The organism is Streptomyces lomondensis (assembly GCF_014651035.1).
GTDB classification, from domain to species: Bacteria; Actinomycetota; Actinomycetes; order Streptomycetales; family Streptomycetaceae; genus Streptomyces; species Streptomyces lomondensis.
The window spans coordinates 668,239-685,480 of record NZ_BMWC01000001.1 but is presented as its reverse complement, the minus strand read 5'-3'; the positions used below and the strand labels follow the sequence as shown (position 1 = coordinate 685,480).

Sequence of the window (17,242 nt, the reverse complement as noted above, 5' to 3'; positions counted from 1 at the left end):
CAGACGTGAGGAGGCAACGGTGACGACCGCTGGACCGTCCGTGAAGGGCCGCGCCACCAAGCAGCGTGCCGCAGTGGCGGCGGCCCTGCAGGAGGTCGACGAGTTCCGCAGCGCGCAGGAACTGCACGACATGCTCAAGCACAAGGGCGACTCGGTCGGGCTCACCACGGTCTACCGCACCCTCCAGTCCCTCGCCGACGCCGGCGAGGTCGACGTCCTGCGCACCGCCGACGGCGAGTCCGTCTACCGCCGCTGCTCCACCGACGACCATCACCACCACCTGGTGTGCCGCAACTGCGGCAAGGCCGTCGAGGTGGAGGGCCCGGCCGTGGAGAAGTGGGCCGAGGCCATCGCCGCCGAGCACGGCTATGTGAACGTGGCCCACACGGTGGAGATCTTCGGCACGTGCGCGGAGTGCTCCGCGGGTTGAGCCGGGGCGGTTCCGCCGTGGGGCTGCGGTGCGTCGGCGGGTGCGGGTGCGTAGTGGCTGGTCGCGCCCACGCGGCGGAGCCGCATATCGATGCAGCCCCGCGCCCGTGAGGGAACTGCGCCGCCCCCGCCTGTGAAGCGCTGCTACTCCTGCTTGCCCTCCATGGCCAGCAGCTCCTCGTTCGGGATGGCCCCGCCGAAGCGCCGGTCCCGGGAGGCGAACTCCAGGCACGCGCGCCACAGGTCGCGCCGGTCGAAGTCCGGCCAGAGCACGTCCTGGAAGACCATCTCGGCGTAGGCGCTCTGCCAGATCAGGTAGTTGGAGGTGCGCTGCTCGCCGCTCGGGCGCAGGAACAGGTCCACGTCCGGCATGTCCGGGTAGTACATGTACTTCGCGAAGGTCTTCTCGTTGACCTTCGACGGGTCGAGCTTGCCGGACCTGACGTCCTGCGCCAGCGCCTGCGCCGCGTCCGCGATCTCGGCGCGGCCGCCGTAGTTCATGCAGAAGTACAGGGTCAGCCGGTCGTTGCCCTTGGTCTGCTCCTGGGCGATCTGGAGCTCCTTGGCCACGGACCGCCACAGCTTCGGCATCCGCCCCACCCAGCGCACCCGCACACCCAGCTCGTCCAGCTGGTCCCGGGTCTTGCGGATGAAGTCCCGGTTGAAGTTCATCAGGAAGCGCACCTCTTCCGGCGACCGCTTCCAGTTCTCCGTGGAGAAGGCGTACAGGGAGATGGCGCCCACGCCCATCTCGATGGCGCCCTGGAGCACGTCCAGCACGCGCTCGGCGCCGACCTTGTGCCCCTCGGTGCGCGGCAGCCCGCGGTCCTTGGCCCAGCGGCCGTTGCCGTCCATGACGATCGCCACATGCCGCGGTACGAGCTCCCCGGGGAGCTTCGGCGGCCGCGCGCCGGACGGGTGCGGCTCCGGCGTCCTGTACTCCCGGCGCTGGCGCCCCAGGATCCCGCGTACGGCCATGTGTTTCTCGTCTCCTCGTGCTTGCTTGCTTCTCTTACTTCTCGACGTAGCGCAGGGAGCGCAGCCCGCGCTCCAGGTGCCAGTGCAGGTACGCGGACACCAGCCCGCTGCCCTCCCGGACGTAGCGCGCCTCGCACGCGTCCGCGGTCTCCCAGTCTCCCGTAAGCAGGGCGCCGAGGAGTTCCAGGGCCTGGGGCGAGGGTACGACGCTGCCGGGCACCCGGCAGTCCACGCAGAGGGAACCGCCCGAGGCGACCGAGAAGAACCGGTTGGGGCCGGGCATACCGCACTTCGCGCAGTCGGTGAAGCTCGGGGCGTAGCCGTTGACGGCCAGGGACCGGAGCAGGAACGCGTCGAGCACGAGATGCGGCGCGTGCTCCCCCCGGGCGAGGGTCCGCAGTCCGCCGACGAGCAGCAGATACTGCTGCACGGCCGGCTCCCCCTCGTGATCGGTGAACCGCTCGGCGGTCTCCAGCATGACGGTCCCGGCGGTGTACCGGGCGTAGTCGCTGACGATCCCGCCGCCGTACGGCGCGATGGTCTCGCTCTGCGTGCACAGCGGCAGCCCGCGCCCGACGAGCTCGCTGCCCTTCGCGAAGAACTGCACGTCGACGTGGGAGAAGGGTTCGAGGCGCGCACCGAACTTCGACTTCGTCCGGCGCACGCCCCTGGCCACCGCCCGTACCCGACCGTGACCGCGGGTGAGCAGCGTGATGATCCGGTCCGCCTCACCCAGCTTCTGGGTGCGCAGCACGATGCCGTCGTCGCGGAACAGACTCATGGCGCCATTCTCGCAGGGTCACCGTTTCAAGGGACCTCACCCCTGCTGCGTGCGTTGGCGTACGCCGTCGCCGCGCGCAGCCGCTCGGCCGGGGTGGCGTGCCGGACGGCACCGGGGTCGGCGTCCCACTCCTTGCCGCCCCCGTACGGCCTCAACTGCACATAGGGCCCCTCATGCCCCATGACGATGCCGATGCGTCCGCTGCGGGTGTCCACGACATACGCGCCGACGGGGGGCTTCATCGCAGCACCGCCGCGAGCCGCCGGGCGGTCTCCACGGAACACCGGCCCAATTCCACGAGCGGGCAGGGTGCTTCCCGCGCAAGACTCACCGGGTCGAGCCCCAGTGACGGCAGGATAATTCCGGCCTTGGCGAGTTCTGCCCGCAATTCTTTCACCGCATCCTCCGCTTCTTCGACGCAGAGCGCCGAGTGTCGTGCCTCCACCGTGCTCCCCTTCCTTTTGGAATTTCACTCTTCGCATCCCTGTGGTGACGCTCCGCGTCTACACTCGGGAGGGGTCTGTGCCCTACAACTGCGGCGCAGCACAAAGGGGTTCGGCAATGGCCAACAGTTCATGAAAGTTCGGCCGGCGGATTTTTTCCGGGCGGTCGTGCCGGTAGCCGATGGACGACAATCAGGCCATGGATGTGGGTACAGCGGCGAGGGAATGGTCCCTGCGCCCGGCGGAAGCGGCCGATGTCGAGGCGATAGCGGAGTTGCGCGCGGTGGTGATGCGCCCCGATCTGGAGCGGCTGGGCCGCTTCGACGAGCACCGGGTCAGGCAGCGCCTGCGGGACGGCTTCTCCCCGCCGCACACGTCGGTCATCGTGGCCGACGGCGCCTTCGCGGGCAGCGTCGCGCTGCGCCCCGCCGAGGACGGCCACTGGCTGGAGCACTTCTACCTCGACCCGGGCCTCCAGGGCCGGGGCCTGGGCTCGGCCGTCCTGCGCACCCTGCTGCACGAGACGGACACCCACGGCACACCCGTCCGCCTGAACGTCCTCCAGGGCAGCCCGGCCCAGCGCCTGTACGCCCGCCACGGCTTCACGGTGGAGACCCAGGACCCGGTCGACGTCTTCATGCTGAGACGGCCGGGGGCCTCCTCCAGTAGGGGGGAAACCCCCTGAAACATCGGGCAGTTGCCCGGATGTGGAACGGGGCGGGGAGCCGTCAGGCTCGGGGCATGAAGCAGATCACGCGCAACGCCTCACTGATCGCGGCCTCCGCCGTCCTGCTCGGGCTCACCGTCCCGCTGACCGCGTCCGCGGCCCAGCCCCCGGCCTCCGGGCCTCCCCCGCTGAAGTGGACCACGTGCGAGGGCACCGGCCTCGACCCCCGGCAGCGGTGCGCCACCGTGGAGGTCCCCATGGACTACTCCGACCCCGACGGCCGGACGATCAAGATCGCTATCTCGCGTATCCCCAGTGAGAAGCCCTCGGCGCGCCGGGGTGCGCTGCTGCTCATCCCGGGCGGGCCCGGCGGGGACAGCCTCGGCGACCCCTCCGGCAAGGGGCAGAAGCTGCCGCAGAAGGTGCGGGACGCCTACGACCTCGTCGGGTTCGCGCCGCGCGGCATGGCGCCCTCCACCGCCGTCGACTGCAAGCTCGACCCCGCCGACCTCGGCATGACCAAGCTCCTGCCCTGGCCGGCCCCGGACGGTTCCGTCACCGAGAGCATGGCCACCGCCCGGCGTACGGCGGGGGCGTGCGTCCGCAACGGCGGCGAGCTGATCCGGCACATCAGCACCGCCAACGAGGCCCGCGACCTCGACCGCGTCCGGGCCGCCCTGGGCGAGCGGAAGATCTCCGCGTGGGGCGTCTCGTACGGCACGTACGTCGGCGCGGTGTACAGCCAGCTGTTCCCGCACCGCACCGACCGCATCGTGCTGGACAGCAACAACAACCCCGACCACACCCGTGTGACGCGCGGCTGGCTCGCCGCCTTCGAGACCGGCGTCGAGGACAACTTCCCGGAGTTCGCCGCGTGGGCGTCCCGGCCCGGGAATCCGCACCGGGTGGCCCGTACGCCCGCCGAGGTGCGCTCCGGCTTCCTGAGCCTCGCCGCCCGCCTCGACCGCGAGCCCCTCCCCTGGCCCGGCGCGAACCCGCCGCGGCTGGACGGCAACGCGCTCCGCCAGACCATGCTGACCAGCCTCTACGACCCCGACGACTACCCGGTCCTGGCCAGGACGATCCTGGCCGCCCGCAAGGGCACCGTGCCGCCCGTGCCCGAGGCCCCGCCCGAGTCGGTGCTCCAGAACGTCGCCGCGGTCGGCGTCGGCACGATCTGCAACGACGTCGACTGGCCCGCCTCGGCCGCCGAGTACCAGAAGGGCGTCGACGAGAGCCGGGCGAGGTACCCGCTGACCGCGGGCATGCCGCGCGGGCCGATGGTGTGTGCCGCCTGGCCGTTCGCGCCCAGGGAACCGGCGGTGCGGATCACCGGCCGCGGGCCGTCCAACGTGCTGCTCGTGCAGAACGAGCGCGATGTCGCCACCCCGCTCAGCGGTGCCCTGAAGCTCCGTCAGGCCCTCGGCGGCCGTGCCGTCATGGTCACCGTGAACTCCACCGGCCACGACGCCTACCTCGCCAACGGCAACGCCTGCGGCGACCGGACCGTCTCCCGCTTCCTGGCCGGCGGGAAACGGCCCGGTTCCGACGTCCGCTGCGCGTGACGTCAGCGGTGGCCCGCCGCCCCGTATCGGCGGGCCACCGCGTGGAACGCCTCCTTCGGCTCCCAGTGCCAGTCGGAGGCGGGGTCGTCCGGGCGGTCCTTGACCACCTTGGTGATGGCGTACGTCGCCAGGTCGAGGTCGAGGCGGGGCTCGTCCGGGCGGTGCGGGGCGTCCGCGCTGATGAACTCGAAGGTCATCGCCGCGTACAGGCCCATCGACGCGAAGACGTCCAGCAGTTCACCCACGTACGCGGCCTGGACCCGCTCGCTGCGGACCGGGTTCCCCTTGATCTCCGGCGGTTCCTTGTCGTAGTCGACGATGTCCCAGCCCATGCCGCCGGTCTCGGGGGCGCCGACGTAGGCGCACGTGCCGAACTCGGTGATGGCGAGCGGCTTGCCCCAGCGCAGGTACCGCTTCAGCTCGCGGACGTACTCGGACCGCTGCTCGAAGTACGAGTAGTAGTCGATGCCGACGATGTCGAAGAGGGTCCAGTCCGGGTCGTCGATGCTCTGGGCGGCGGCGTAGCTGAGGTTCCCCTTGAAGACGGAGCGGCCCACCTTCGCGGCCTTCGCTGTGAAGTCGGCGAGGCGGCGCCGCATCCGGGGCCAGTCGACCGTGCCGTTCTGGAGGTTGCTGATGCGCTCCAGGACCGTCTCGCCCGGCAGGATGCCGGGGACGAAGAGCCAGAACTCGCAGCCGACGCTGAGGTCGACGCTCGCGCCCTGCCGCCGCAGCCGCTCCGCGAACCGGCCGGTCTCGGCGAGGTGCTCCAGGATGTCCCGCTGCGGGACGTCCCCGAGGGTCGGCTGCAACCAGACGTGCAGTCCGCGCTCGGCTGCCTCGGCGGCGGTCCGCGTGAGGCGTTCGACGCCGTCGCCGGTGACGTCGACGGTGTCGGCGTGCAGATCGTCGCGGATGGCGCGGATGTCCTCGCGCATCCGGGCGGCGCTCCACGCGGTGCCCGGCGTCTCCCCCGCTCCGACGGTGTAGACGACGCCCCGTCGGCGCAGTCCGGTGCCGTGCCGGGCTTCCGCCGCCCGGGCCTGTCCCGCCGGTCCCACCGCCCCGGCGACCCCCACCGCGGCCGCCCCGGCCAGGAACTGCGCCCGGCTGATCCCCTTGGCCTGCTTGATCCCCTTGGTCTCGTCCATGTCCTTCACTGTGGCGAGACGGGCGCCGGGTCCGCTGTCGGCCATCGGTCTACGGCAGCGCGACCAAGGTATGCGGTGGGGCACCGAAGGAGGGGCTCACCCCTCGCCGAACCGGCGCACGTACCGCCGCTGCCAGGGCGTTTCCACCGCGTGCCGGTCGTAGTGCCGGCGGACGTACGCCACCGCCTCCCCGGCGGGGACGCCGTCCAGGACCGCGAGGCAGGCGAGGGCGGTGCCCGTCCGGCCCCGGCCGCCCCCGCAGGCGATCTCCACCCGTTCCCCGGCGGCCCGCTCCCAGGCCACGACCAGGGCGGCGCGCGCGGCCGTCCGGTCCGCCGGGAGCCGGAAGTCGGGCCAGCGGATCCAGTCCGACTCCCAGGGGCCCTCGGGCGGCCGCTTGCCGAGCAGGTAGACGCCGTAGGAGGGAAGGGGTGCGGTGGGGTCCATGGGGTGGCGCAGGCCCCGGCCCCGCACCGCACGGCCGGAAGGCAGGCGCAGGACGCCGGCGTCGCTCTCGTTCCACAGCTCACTCACCACGCCATCATCCGCCGCGGGTGGCCCTCCGGGGAGCGGAATCAGCCCACCCCCCGCGACTCCTGCGCCGCCCGGGCCTCGATGCCCCTGAAGTGGACGGCCATCGCCCGCTGCGCGCCCTCCGCGTCGCGGGCGCGCAGGGCGTCGACGATGTCGCGGTGGCGGCGGACGGTGATCTCGGGGGACGGGTCGTCGGGCCGGCCGCGGGCGCCGGAGACCCGCCGGAACACCGTCCAGAAGGCGGCGAGGAGCTGCGGGACGAGGTCGTTGCCGAGGGAGGCGTACAGGACCTCGTGGAACTCGCGGTCGAGTTCGGGGAAGGAGCGGCCCGTGCCGCCCGCGGACTCCATGCGGGTCACCACGTCCTCCAGTTTGCCGAGTTCCGCCTCGGTGACCGTCGCGGCGACCCGGCGGATCAGGCCCACCTCCAGTACCTCGCGGACCTGGAGGATCTCGTCGAGGGCGCCGGTGTCGTCGTCGTGCCGGGCCAGCGTGCGGAAGGTGAGGCCGTCGACGAGCGGGGTGAGGGAGGCCTGGCCGACGTAAGTGCCGTAGCCGTGTCTGATCTCGACGATGTCGAGGGCCTGGAGGGCCTTGAGGGCCTCACGGACGGAGTTGCGGCTGACGCCGAGGGACTCCATCAGTTCGGCCTCGGTGGGCAGCGGCGCGCCGGCGGTGAGTCTGCGGTCGAGGATGAGCTGGACGACCTGGCGCTGTATCCGGCTGGTCCTGGGCTCCTCGGACATGCGCCGCATCGTACGCGCCCCGGACGTCCCACGTCCCACCTCTGGCGGTACCCGGTACCGGAGCTTCCCTGATAAGCCGTCAACTCACGCCATTCACAGCGCCATTGGTCCGACCTCTGGCAGATACGCCATTCGTGTGCGATCCCTTGACCGCCCCCACGGGCGCTCCTATGGTCGCGCTGACCGCAGGACGTAGGACGTCGTATCTCCTCAGCTCTTCCCCTTTCCAGACCTCTCCGCTGGAGGACCCGTGCGCGACGTGACCCACGACGTGCCGGCGCTGCACCGCCGGTCGTTCCTGAAGTACACCGGCGCGCTGGGCGCGGCCGCCGCCGTCTCCGCGTCGCTGTCGGCCTGTTCCTCCGGGCCCGAGTCCACGAACGACACCGGGGGCGGGGGCGGCGGGGCGAACCGGACGCTGACCGCGGTGATCGGCTACGGCAACGACGGCAGCTGGGACCCCACCCAGACGGCGTCCGCGTTCTGCATGGCCGCCAACAACCACATCTACGAGGGCCTGCTGGACACGGATCCGATCTCCCGGGAGCCGTACGCGGCCCTGGCGACCGAGGTGCCGAAGGACCCGAACAGCACGTCCTGGAAGTTCACGCTGCGGGCCGGTGCGAAGTTCCACGACGGCAAGCCGGTGACCGCCGACGACGTGGTGTTCGTCTTCGACCGGATCCTCGACCCGGACACCCAGACCCTCGCCAAGGGCTTCTTCGCGAGCTGGCTGAAGGAGGTCCGGAAGATCGACGCGCAGAACGTGGAGCTGGTGCTCAAGTTCCCCTTTCCGGACGGGCTTTCGCGGCTGACGCTCGCCAAGATCATGCCGAAGCACGTGTTCTCGCGGCCGGGCGCCTGGGACGACGCCATCAAGGGCAAGGCGATCGGCTCGGGCCCGTACCGGCAGACCGCGCACCACCCGAAGTCGAACACCACCTTCGAGGCGTTCGACGGCTACAACGGCCCGCGCAAGCCCGCCTTCGCCAAGATGAACTGGCTGACGATCGTGGACGCGGCGCCCCGCGTCGCGAAGATCTCGGGGTCGAGCGCGGGCGCGCAGATCGCGGACAACATCCCGTACGCCAACATCGGGCAGCTGGAGAGCAGCGGGCTGACGGTCGCCGGCGGGGCCGGGATGAACAACCTGTTCCTGATGTTCAACACGCAGCACAAGCCGTTCGACGACGTGCGCGTGCGCCAGGCCCTGCGCTACGCCATCGACACGGAGAAGATGGTGGAGGTCGCGCTCAAGGGCCACGGGAAGCCGTCGAGTTCCTTCCTCGACGAGAGCAACCCGTCCTACCGCCGGGCGAAGACCGTCTACGACTACGACCCCGACAAGGCGAAGGCGCTGCTGAGGGAGGCCGGGGTCAGCGGGCTGAGCATCGACATCCTGGCGGTGAACGTCAGCTGGATCGTCGACTGCCTGCCGACCATCAAGTCCTCCTGGGACGCGATCGGGGTGAAGACGACCCTGTCCCCGCAGGAGACCACCGCCGTCTTCACCAAGTTGGACCAGAAGCAGGACTACCAGGTCGTCGCCGCCGCCTCGAACCCCAACCAGTTCGGCCTCGACGCCGACCTGATCATGCACTACAACTACGGGCCCGAGAACCTGTGGATGCAGTACACGCGGTGGGCTTCCGACCCGGTCGCCAAGCAGCTCTTCAAGGACATGGACCGGGCGACCCGGGAACCCGACCCGGAGAAGAAGAAGGCGATCGTCCAGGACTACATCGACGTCGTCGCCGAACAGGCCGTGCTCTACCCGGTCGTGCACAACGAGCTGATGACGGCCTGGGACCCGAAGCGGCTCAGCGGGATAAGGGCGCAGCCGTACCCGGGGATCAACCTCCTCCAGGCCAAGTGGGCCTGAGCGGATGACGGCCGTCCTGCGGATCCTGCTCCGCCGTGTCGCCCTGCTCGTGCCGCTGATGCTCGGCATCGTGCTGTTCGTGTTCCTGGTGATGCGGTTCTCGGACGTCGACCCGGCGTCCGCGTTCTTCCAGGGCGCCAACCCCACGCCGCAGCAACTGCACGACTTCCGCGAGGAGCACGGCCTGCTCGACCCGCTGCCGGTGCGCTACGCCGCCTTCGTCGCCGACCTGCTCCACGGCGACATGGGCACCAGCGCGCTGACCCGGGCACCGGTGATCGACCAGGTCACCACCGCGCTGCCGCTCACCCTCCAGCTCACCTTCCTCGGGCTGGGCATCGCGGTCGTGCTGTCCCTGGTGGGCGGGGTGACGGCGGCGATCTACCGGGACCGGCTGCCCGACCAGATCATCCGGGTCGTGTCGCTGACCGGCGTCGCCGCCCCCGGCTTCTGGCTGGCGCTGCTGATGATCCAGTACCTGGCGGTCGACCTGGGCTGGTTCCCGACCGGCGGCTACATCAACCCGGCCGACTCCTTCACCGGCTGGCTGAAGACGATGGCACTCCCCGCCCTCGCTCTCTCCCTCCCGGTGGCGGCGCAGCTGACCCGGATCGTGCGGACGGCCGTGGTGGAGGAACTGGACAAGGACTACGTACGGACGGCGATCGGGAGCGGGCTGCCGCCGCACGTGGTCGTGGGACGGAACGTGCTGCGGAACGCGCTCATCAACCCGCTCACCGTGCTCGGTCTGCGGGTGGGCTATCTGCTGGGCGGCGCGGTCGTCATCGAGACGATCTTCTCGCTGCCCGGCATGGGCAAGCTGATGATCGACGCCGTGAAGAACGGCGATCCGGCCGTGGTCCAGGGCGTCGTGCTGACCACGGCGGCCGGGTTCGTCGTCGTGAACCTCGTCATCGACGTCCTGTACCTGCTGGTCAATCCGCGACTGAGGGATGCGCGCCCATGATGACCCGCATGATGACCCGGAAGGGTCTCGCCGAGGCGCTGTCCCGGCCCGGCCTCCGGCTGCGCGGCTGGCGCCGGCTGCCGCTGCTGTCGAAGGTCGCCGTCTGCTTCCTGGCGGTCGTCGTCCTCATGGCGCTGCTCGCGCCGCTCCTCGCCCCGCACGACCCGCTCGACCAGCAGCCCCCGGTCGACGGCACCGGGCATCCGTCCGCCGGGCACTGGATGGGCCAGGACAGCCTCGGCCGGGACATCCTCAGCCGGCTGATGTACGGGGCGCGCTGGTCGCTGGCGATCGGGCTCGGCGCGACCGCGCTGGCCCTGGTGGCCGGCGCGCTGCTCGGGGCGATCGCCGCGACCTCCCGCAAGGCGGTGGACGAGACGCTGATGCGCTGCCTGGACGTGGTGATGGCGTTCCCGGGCATCGCGCTGGCCGCCGTGCTGGTGGCGGTGTTCGGCGGCGGGATCACGGTGCTGATCTGCGCGATCGCGTTCCTGTTCACCCCGCCGGTGGCCCGGGTGGTCCGGGCGAACGTCCTCGACCAGTACGGCGAGGACTATGTGACGGCGGAACGGGTCATCGGCGCCCGGACCCCGCACATCGTGCTGAAGCACGTGGCGATCAACTGCGCCGCGCCCGTGCTGGTGTTCTGCACGGTGCAGGTCGCCGAGGCGGTCGTCTTCGAGGCGTCGCTGTCCTTCATCGGGGCGGGCGTACGGCCGCCCGACCCGTCCTGGGGCAGTGTCATCGCGGACGGCAAGAACATGGTGCTGACCGGCGGCTGGTGGGCGACCGTGTTCCCCGGGCTGCTGATGCTGGTCACCGTGCTGTCGCTGAACATCCTGTCCGAGGGCGTGTCCGACGCGTGGGCGGCCCCGTCGGCCCGGGAGGTGGACGCGCCCGAGGGCGACCGGCTGGAGGCGCCGGAGCCCGGCAGCGGGGAGGTCGTGCCGCTGCCGGGCCTGGCGGAGGCGGCCCGGCGGCTGCGGGCCCGGGCCCGTCCGCTGCCCCGGGGCGGGCAGCCGGTGCTGGCGGTGGAGAACCTCGCCATCGGCTTCGACCAGCGGCACGGCGGCGTGGACATCGTGGACGGCATCAGCTTCGAGGTGCGTCCCGGTGAGGTGCTCGGGCTGGTCGGCGAGTCGGGCTGCGGCAAGTCGCTGACCGCCCTGGCGATCATGGGACTCGAGCCGAAGGGGGCGCGCGTCCGCGGCCAGGTCCGGTTCGACCAGCGGGACCTGCTCGCCGAGCCGATGCGCGTACGCCGCAGGCTGCTCGGCCACGAGATGGCGATGATCTACCAGGACGCCCTGTCGTCGCTGAACCCCGCGATGACGATCCGCGCCCAGCTCAAACAGGTCGTCCGGCGCGGCGGGCGGCGCGGTCCGGCCGAGCTGCTGACGATGGTCGGCCTCGATCCGGAGCGCACCCTGCGCAGCTACCCGCACGAACTGTCCGGCGGGCAGCGCCAGCGCGTCCTGATCGCGATGGCCCTGTCCCGCGAGCCGAAGCTGATCGTCGCCGACGAGCCGACCACCGCCCTCGACGTCACCGTGCAGGCGCAGGTCATAGAGCTGCTGCTGCGGCTGCGCGAGGAGCTGGACTTCGCGCTGATCCTGGTCTCGCACGACCTGGCGCTGGTCGCGGACGTCACCGACCGGGTGGTGGTGATGTACGGGGGGCAGATCGTGGAGACGGGCGTGACCGCCGACCTGGTGGAGGCTCCGGCCCACCACTACACGCGCGGCCTGCTCGGCAGCGTGCTGTCGCTGGAGTCGGGGCAGGAGCGGATGACGCAGATCAAGGGCGTCGTGCCGTCCCCGGCCGACTTCCCGGCGGGCTGCCGCTTCGCCGACCGGTGCCCGCGGGCGAGCGAGGTCTGCCGGACGACGGCTCCGGTGCTGACCGGTACGCCGGCGCACACGGCGGCCTGCCACCACCCGGCCATAGAGCTGGCGACGACGGAGACCGAGGCGGTGTCATGAGCGCCCTGGCTGACGACGACGGAGACCGAGGCCGTGTCATGAACGCCCTGGTGGAGCTGTCCGACGCCCACGTCGTCCACAAGGCCCGCAGCGGCGGCCTGTTCACCCGCGACCGGGTGTACGCCCTGACCGGCGCCGACCTGGCCATCGCGCCCGGCGAGACGGTCGGCGTGGTCGGCGAGTCGGGCTGCGGGAAGTCGACGCTGGCGAAGGTGCTGGTGGGCGTGGAGCGGCCGACGCGGGGGACGGTGGCCTTCCGGGGACAGGACCTGTGGGCGATGCCGCCGGGCGAGCGCCGCCGGGCCGTCGGCAGCAGCACCGGCATGATCTTCCAGGACCCGTCGACGGCGCTGAACCGCCGCCTGACCGTCCGGCAGATCCTGCGGGACCCGCTGGACGTGCACGACCGGGGCACGCGCGGTGAGCGTGAGGACCGCGTAAGGGAGTTGATGTCCCTGGTCGGCCTTCCCCGGGCCCTCGCGGACGCCCTGCCCGGCCAGCTGTCCGGCGGGCAGCGGCAGCGCGTCGCGATCGCCCGGGCCCTGGCGCTGGACCCGGACCTCGTCGTCGCGGACGAGCCGACCAGCGCCCTGGACGTGTCCGTCCGGGCCCAGATCCTCAACCTCCTGCTGGACCTGAAGGAACGCCTGGGCCTGGCCCTGGTCTTCGTCTCGCACGACATCCAGACGGTACGGCGGATGAGCGACCGGGTGATCACCATGTACCTGGGCCGGATCGTGGAGGAGTGCCCGGCCGCCCTGGTCACCGACCGGGCCCGGCACCCGTACACCCGTGCCCTGTTCTCCGCCACGCCCGGACTGCTCGACCCGATCGAACCGATCCCGCTGGCCGGTCCCGTCCCGTCGGCGACGCGCCCGCCGAGCGGCTGCCCGTTCCGCACCCGCTGCTGGAAGGCGGACGCGACCTGCGCGGACGAGATGCCGGGCTTCTCCGCCGCGTCGGCCCCCGCGCACCGCTTCCGCTGCCACCATCCTGTCCAGGAGGACGAGTCGACCCGCGACCTCGTCCACCGCCGCGACCCGATGGAGGCTCCATGACTTTCACCCCGCTGACCGGTGTCATCCCGCCCGTCTGCACGCCCCTGACACCGGACCGCGAGGTGGACGTCCCCTCGCTGCTCAGGCTGATCGACCATCTGGTGGCCGGCGGGGTGCACGGGCTGTTCGTGCTCGGCTCGACCTCGGAGGCGGCGTATCTGACGGACCGGCAGCGCCGGCTGGTGGTCGAGTCGGTCACGGGCCACATGGGCGAGCAGCTCCCGGTGCTGGCCGGGGCGATCGACATGACCACGCCCCGGGTCCTGGACCACGTGGCGGCGGTCTCCTCGGCGGGCGCGAACGCGGTCGTCGTCACCGCCCCGTTCTACGCCCGCACCCACCCCGCGGAGATCGCCCGCCACTACCGCGCGGTCGCCGCCGCGAGCCCGGTCCCGGTCATCGCCTACGACCTCCCCGTCGCCGTCCACACGAAGCTGCCCGCGGACGTCGTCCTGGACCTGGCCGCCGACGGTGTCCTGGCCGGGCTCAAGGACTCCAGCGGCGACCTGGCCGCCTTCCGCCAGGTCGTGACCGGCGCCCGGAACCACCCGGGCATCTCGGGCTTCAGCGTGCTGACCGGCTCCGAGCTGATCGTCGACGCGGCCCTGGCGATCGGCGCGGACGGCACGGTGCCCGGCCTCGGCAACGTCGACCCGCACGGCTATGTCCGCCTGGACCGCCTGTGCCGGGCCGGGGACCGGGACGAGGCCCGCGCCGAACAGGAACGCCTGTGCGCCCTGTTCGGCATGGTCACCGTCGGCGACCCGGCCCGGATGGGCCCGAACTCCTCGGCGATCGGCGCCTTCAAGGCCGCGCTGCACCTGCGGGGCGTGATCGACTGCCCGGTCACGGCCGAGCCGCAGGTGCCGCTGTCGCCGGACGAGGTGGAGCGGGTCGGGGAGTACCTGGCCGCGGCCGGGCTGCTCTAGAACACGTCGGCCGGGAGGCGGCGGAACTCGATCGTCTCGTACGTCCCCCGCACGCCCGTCTCGTAGAGGACGCCCACCGTCTTCCGGCCCAGCGGCACCAGGTCGGAGTAGGCGGCGGGCTGCTCGGAGAGCGTCAGCGCCTTGGTGAAGGTGGCGCCGCCGTCCGTGCTGCGCCAGACGGCCAGTGCCCGGCGGGCGGTGGGCACGGACGGCCCGGAGAACAGCAACGGGCGGTAGCGGCCGGGAAGTTGGAGGACGCTGCCCTGGACGACGGGGACGTCGTTCAGGGTGGGCTGGACGGTGTACGGGCGGTCCAGGGACTCCCCGCCGTCGCCGGAGTGGCTGTCGAGGCGGTTGCCGGTGCTGGTGCCGTGCTGGTCCCGGGCGTTGAAGTAGAGCTGCCCGTCGGGCAGTTGCGCGGCGGTGGACTCGTTGGCGTTGTGCACGCCGTCGTAGGAGTCGTCGACGAAGCCCGTCCGCCAGGTCCTGCCCCCGTCGTCGCTGAGGAGGGCGTGGGCGCCGTAGTGCCGGGGTTCCTGGCCGGTGTCCGGGGAGCCGGGCGGCGGGGACGCCGAGTGGTTGGCGGGGACGACCAGGCGGCCCGCGTACGGGCCCCGGGTGAGGGCGATCGCGTGGCCGGGGCCGGTCGCGTACCAGCGCCAGGACGGGTGCTTGACCTGCGCGGTGATCTCGCGGGGCGGGCTGAAGTGGCGGCCGTCGTCCCGGCTGCGCTGCACGAACACGCGGCGGCTCTGCTCGGGCGTGACCTCGCCGCGCATGATCTGGGCCTCCGTCACCTTCCCGCTGTTGTAGGAGGTGAGGAGCACGACCGCGCCGGTGCGCGGGTCGACGACGGGCGCCGGGTTGCCCCGGGTGTCCCCGTCCCCGGCGGCGACGACCGTGAGCGGGCCCCAGGTGCAGCCGCCGTCCGGGGAGCGCCTGAGGACGACGTCGATGTCACCGGTGTCGCCCGCGCCGCCGCGCCGTCCCTCGGCGAAGGCGAGGACGGTGCCCCGGTCCGTGGTGACCGTGGCCGGGATGCGGTACGTGGCGTAGCCTCCCTCGCCCGAGACGTACGGGACGGAGGACGTGCAGCCGGGGGCGGCCGAGGCGGGGGTCGTGGCGGTGAGCGGGGCGAGGAGGACGGCGGTGACGAGGAGTGTGCGACCGAGGTGTCTCATGCTTCTCCTGACGGAACGTCGGACCGTGCCTGTCCGTCAGATGCTCCCCGGTGTCACCATCCCCGACTCGTACGCGACGATGACCAACTGCGCCCGGTCCCGCGCCCCCAGCTTGCCCATGATGCGGCTGACGTGGGTCTTCGCGGTCAGCGGGCTCAGGCCCAGGGCGTCCGCTATCTCGGTGTTGTTGAGGCCGCGCGCGACCAGCGCGAGCACCTCCCGCTCGCGGCCGGACAGGCACTCCGGGCCGCCGCTCGCCGGTGCCGAGGGGCTGCGCAGGAACCGCTCGATCAGCCGTGCCGTCGGCCCGGGCGACAGCAGGGACTCACCGGCCGCGACCGTGCGGATGGCGTCGAGGAGTTCGGCCGGCCTGGTGTCCTTGACCAGGAACCCGGAGGCGCCGGCGCGCAGCGCCGCCACGATGTTCTCGTCGGTGTCGTACGTGGTGAGGACCAGGACCCGGACGCCCGCGAGGTCCTCGTCGGCCGCGATGAGCCGGGTCGCCTCGATGCCGTCCAGGTCGGGCATGCGGATGTCCATCACCACCAGGTCGGCGCCGACGCCGCGGGCCAGTTCCACGGCCTGCCGGCCGGTGGCGGCCTGGCCGACGACCGCCATGTCCCGGGCCGACTCCACCAGCATCGCGAACGCCTCCCGGACCAGGGTCTGGTCGTCCGCCAGCAGCACCCGTATGGTCATCCGGCCCTCTCCCCCGTCGTGGTCAGCGGCAGGACCGCCATCACTTCGAACCCGCCCCCGGTACGCGGTCCGGCGTCGAGTGTGCCACCGACGCTGCGGGCCCGCTCCCGCATTCCGACGAGCCCGAAGCCCGGGGTGCCGCCCGGGGCCGGTCCGGTGCCGTCGTCGCTGACCGTCAGGTGCAGGGCGCCCTGCCGCTCGTCCAGCTCGACGCGGACGGCCGGTTCGGGTCCGGCGTGCCGTACGGCGTTGGTCAGGGCCTCCTGCACGATGCGGTAGGCGGCGGCGCCCACGGCGGGCGGTGCCTGCCGTACCCGTACGGTCTGCTCGACCCGGGCACCGGCGAGCCGCGCGGCCTCCACCAGGTCGGGCAGGCCGTCGAGGCCGGGCAGCGGGCCGCGGGCGTCCGGGGAGCCGTGCTCGCGCAGCACCTCCAGCGTCGTACGGAGTTCGCCGCGGGCGCTGCGGCAGGTCTCGGCGATGTCGTCGAGGGCCTTGGCGACCGTCTTGCGGTCCAGCCGCTCGGGGTCGGCGGACAACACGTGGGCGGCGACGGAGGTCTGCACGCCGATGAGGGTGATGCTGTGCGCGAGCAGGTCGTGCAGGTCCCGGGCGATCCGCAGCCGCTCCTCGGCGACCCGCCGCCGGGCCTCCTCCTCCCGGGTGCGTTCGGCCCGTTCGGCGCGCTCCACGATCGAGGCCACGTACTGGCGGTAGAAACGCACGTCGACCCCGCAGAACAGCACGGCGACGACCCAGCCGGACGCCTTCAGCAGTCCCAGCGCCTCCTGCGCGCTGATGGTGAGCAGCACGCCCACCGCCATGGTGATGACGCCGATGCCGACCAGGACAGTGCGCAGCGGCCGGCCGGTGACAGCCACGGTGTACAGGGCGACGTAGGCGGCCTGGGTGGCCGCGGTGTGCGGGTAGTCGAGGAAGTGGTAGGGGAACACGCAGGTGATCACGGCGACCAGGACGAGCACCGGACGGCGGCGGCGCCACACCAGCGGCACGTGGGAGACGAGCAGCAGGGCCCAGCCGAGCGCGTCGGGCCTGCGGCCGTCGTCGACGAACAGCGCGAGCGCTGCGGCGACAACGGCCACCGAGACGGCGAGCAGCGCGTCGTTGCGCAGTGCGTGCGGGGCGGTCAGGGGGTCGCGGTTGATCGCGGCCATGATCCGCTCGGCGGACCGCGACCAGGTCGCCTGCGGGGTGGTGGGTGCCTGCACGGGCATCATCCTCGGACAGGA

The 17,242-nt window shown here is 72.1% G+C and carries 18 protein-coding genes; 8 read left to right on the top strand and 10 right to left on the bottom strand.

Going from position 1 to position 17,242, the window contains the following annotated elements; genetic code table 11:
• The first annotated feature begins 19 nt into the window (after positions 1-19).
• Positions 20-430, top strand: coding sequence for a Fur family transcriptional regulator (locus tag IE255_RS02975; protein ID WP_190048502.1), 411 nt, complete (start codon positions 20-22; stop codon positions 428-430).
• Positions 431-573: 143 nt separating this feature from the next.
• Here IE255_RS02975 and IE255_RS02970 read toward each other — a convergent pair whose 3' ends face one another.
• Genes IE255_RS02970 through IE255_RS02955 form a run of 4 tightly spaced genes read right to left on the bottom strand, consistent with a single transcriptional unit; the run spans position 574 to position 2,633 of the window.
• Complete coding sequence (locus IE255_RS02970) at positions 574-1,407, bottom strand: isoprenyl transferase (protein ID WP_190048501.1); 834 nt, start codon at positions 1,405-1,407, stop codon at positions 574-576.
• 34 nt (positions 1,408-1,441) lie between these two features.
• The gene (gene recO / locus IE255_RS02965) at positions 1,442-2,188 is read right to left on the bottom strand and encodes a DNA repair protein RecO (protein ID WP_190048500.1); all 747 of its coding nucleotides are present in this window, start codon (positions 2,186-2,188) and stop codon (positions 1,442-1,444) included.
• 26 nt (positions 2,189-2,214) lie between these two features.
• Positions 2,215-2,430, bottom strand: a complete 216-nt coding sequence (locus tag IE255_RS02960) for a hypothetical protein (protein ID WP_086599578.1) — start codon at positions 2,428-2,430, stop codon at positions 2,215-2,217.
• Entirely contained in the window at positions 2,427-2,633 is a 207-nt protein-coding gene (locus IE255_RS02955) for a hypothetical protein (RefSeq protein WP_190048499.1), read from the bottom strand. Before IE255_RS02955 ends, IE255_RS02960 begins: the two co-directional genes overlap by 4 nt.
• 197 nt (positions 2,634-2,830) lie before the next feature.
• Here IE255_RS02955 and IE255_RS02950 point away from each other — a divergent pair, with 197 nt between their 5' ends.
• Together IE255_RS02950 and IE255_RS02945 are read left to right on the top strand one after the other, a co-directional pair.
• Positions 2,831-3,316: a GNAT family N-acetyltransferase gene (locus IE255_RS02950; RefSeq protein WP_190048498.1), complete on the top strand. Its 486-nt coding sequence runs from the start codon at positions 2,831-2,833 to the stop codon at positions 3,314-3,316.
• 56 nt (positions 3,317-3,372) lie between these two features.
• Complete coding sequence (locus IE255_RS02945) at positions 3,373-4,863, top strand: alpha/beta hydrolase (RefSeq protein WP_190048497.1); 1,491 nt, start codon at positions 3,373-3,375, stop codon at positions 4,861-4,863.
• A gap of 2 nt (positions 4,864-4,865) precedes the next feature.
• On the opposite strand, the gene IE255_RS02940 is transcribed toward IE255_RS02945, so the two are convergent.
• The 3 genes from IE255_RS02940 to IE255_RS02930 all read right to left on the bottom strand — a co-directional run bounded on the left by IE255_RS02940 (position 4,866) and on the right by IE255_RS02930 (position 7,303).
• On the bottom strand, positions 4,866-6,014 hold the full coding sequence (locus IE255_RS02940) for a glycoside hydrolase family 113 protein (protein ID WP_229906262.1): 1,149 nt from the start codon (positions 6,012-6,014) through the stop codon (positions 4,866-4,868).
• A 96-nt stretch (positions 6,015-6,110) separates the two neighbouring features.
• Positions 6,111-6,548, bottom strand: coding sequence for a protein-tyrosine phosphatase family protein (locus IE255_RS02935; protein WP_190048496.1), 438 nt, complete (start codon positions 6,546-6,548; stop codon positions 6,111-6,113).
• Positions 6,549-6,589: 41 nt separating this feature from the next.
• Positions 6,590-7,303 carry a FadR/GntR family transcriptional regulator gene (locus IE255_RS02930; protein ID WP_190048495.1) on the bottom strand — a complete coding sequence of 238 codons (714 nt, stop codon included), beginning with the start codon at positions 7,301-7,303 and terminating at the stop codon, positions 6,590-6,592.
• A gap of 241 nt (positions 7,304-7,544) precedes the next feature.
• Here IE255_RS02930 and IE255_RS02925 point away from each other — a divergent pair, with 241 nt between their 5' ends.
• Genes IE255_RS02925 through IE255_RS02905 form a run of 5 tightly spaced genes read left to right on the top strand, consistent with a single transcriptional unit; the run spans position 7,545 to position 14,112 of the window.
• Complete coding sequence (locus IE255_RS02925; protein ID WP_190048494.1) at positions 7,545-9,176, top strand: ABC transporter substrate-binding protein; 1,632 nt, start codon at positions 7,545-7,547, stop codon at positions 9,174-9,176.
• Positions 9,177-9,180: 4 nt separating this feature from the next.
• Positions 9,181-10,143, top strand: a complete 963-nt coding sequence (locus IE255_RS02920) for an ABC transporter permease (protein ID WP_190048493.1) — start codon at positions 9,181-9,183, stop codon at positions 10,141-10,143.
• Positions 10,144-10,151: 8 nt separating this feature from the next.
• Positions 10,152-12,125 (top strand): dipeptide/oligopeptide/nickel ABC transporter permease/ATP-binding protein, encoded by a 1,974-nt coding sequence (locus IE255_RS02915; protein ID WP_190048492.1) that lies wholly within the window; start codon positions 10,152-10,154, stop codon positions 12,123-12,125.
• 38 nt (positions 12,126-12,163) lie between these two features.
• On the top strand, positions 12,164-13,183 hold the full coding sequence (locus IE255_RS02910; RefSeq protein ID WP_190049328.1) for an oligopeptide/dipeptide ABC transporter ATP-binding protein: 1,020 nt from the start codon (positions 12,164-12,166) through the stop codon (positions 13,181-13,183).
• Positions 13,180-14,112: a dihydrodipicolinate synthase family protein gene (locus IE255_RS02905; protein WP_190048491.1), complete on the top strand. Its 933-nt coding sequence runs from the start codon at positions 13,180-13,182 to the stop codon at positions 14,110-14,112. The genes IE255_RS02910 and IE255_RS02905 overlap by 4 nt, the downstream gene beginning before the upstream one ends.
• Here IE255_RS02905 and IE255_RS02900 read toward each other — a convergent pair.
• Genes IE255_RS02900 through IE255_RS02890 form a run of 3 tightly spaced genes read right to left on the bottom strand, consistent with a single transcriptional unit; the run spans position 14,109 to position 17,230 of the window.
• A complete protein-coding gene (locus IE255_RS02900) occupies positions 14,109-15,293 on the bottom strand; it encodes a sialidase family protein (RefSeq protein ID WP_190048490.1) in 1,185 nt (394 codons plus the stop codon). The genes IE255_RS02905 and IE255_RS02900 overlap by 4 nt on opposite strands.
• Before the next feature lie 36 nt (positions 15,294-15,329).
• A complete protein-coding gene (locus tag IE255_RS02895; RefSeq protein WP_190048489.1) occupies positions 15,330-15,992 on the bottom strand; it encodes a response regulator in 663 nt (220 codons plus the stop codon).
• Positions 15,989-17,230 (bottom strand): sensor histidine kinase, encoded by a 1,242-nt coding sequence (locus IE255_RS02890; protein WP_372487566.1) that lies wholly within the window; start codon positions 17,228-17,230, stop codon positions 15,989-15,991. Before IE255_RS02890 ends, IE255_RS02895 begins: the two co-directional genes overlap by 4 nt.
• Between the last annotated feature and the right edge of the window lie 12 nt (positions 17,231-17,242).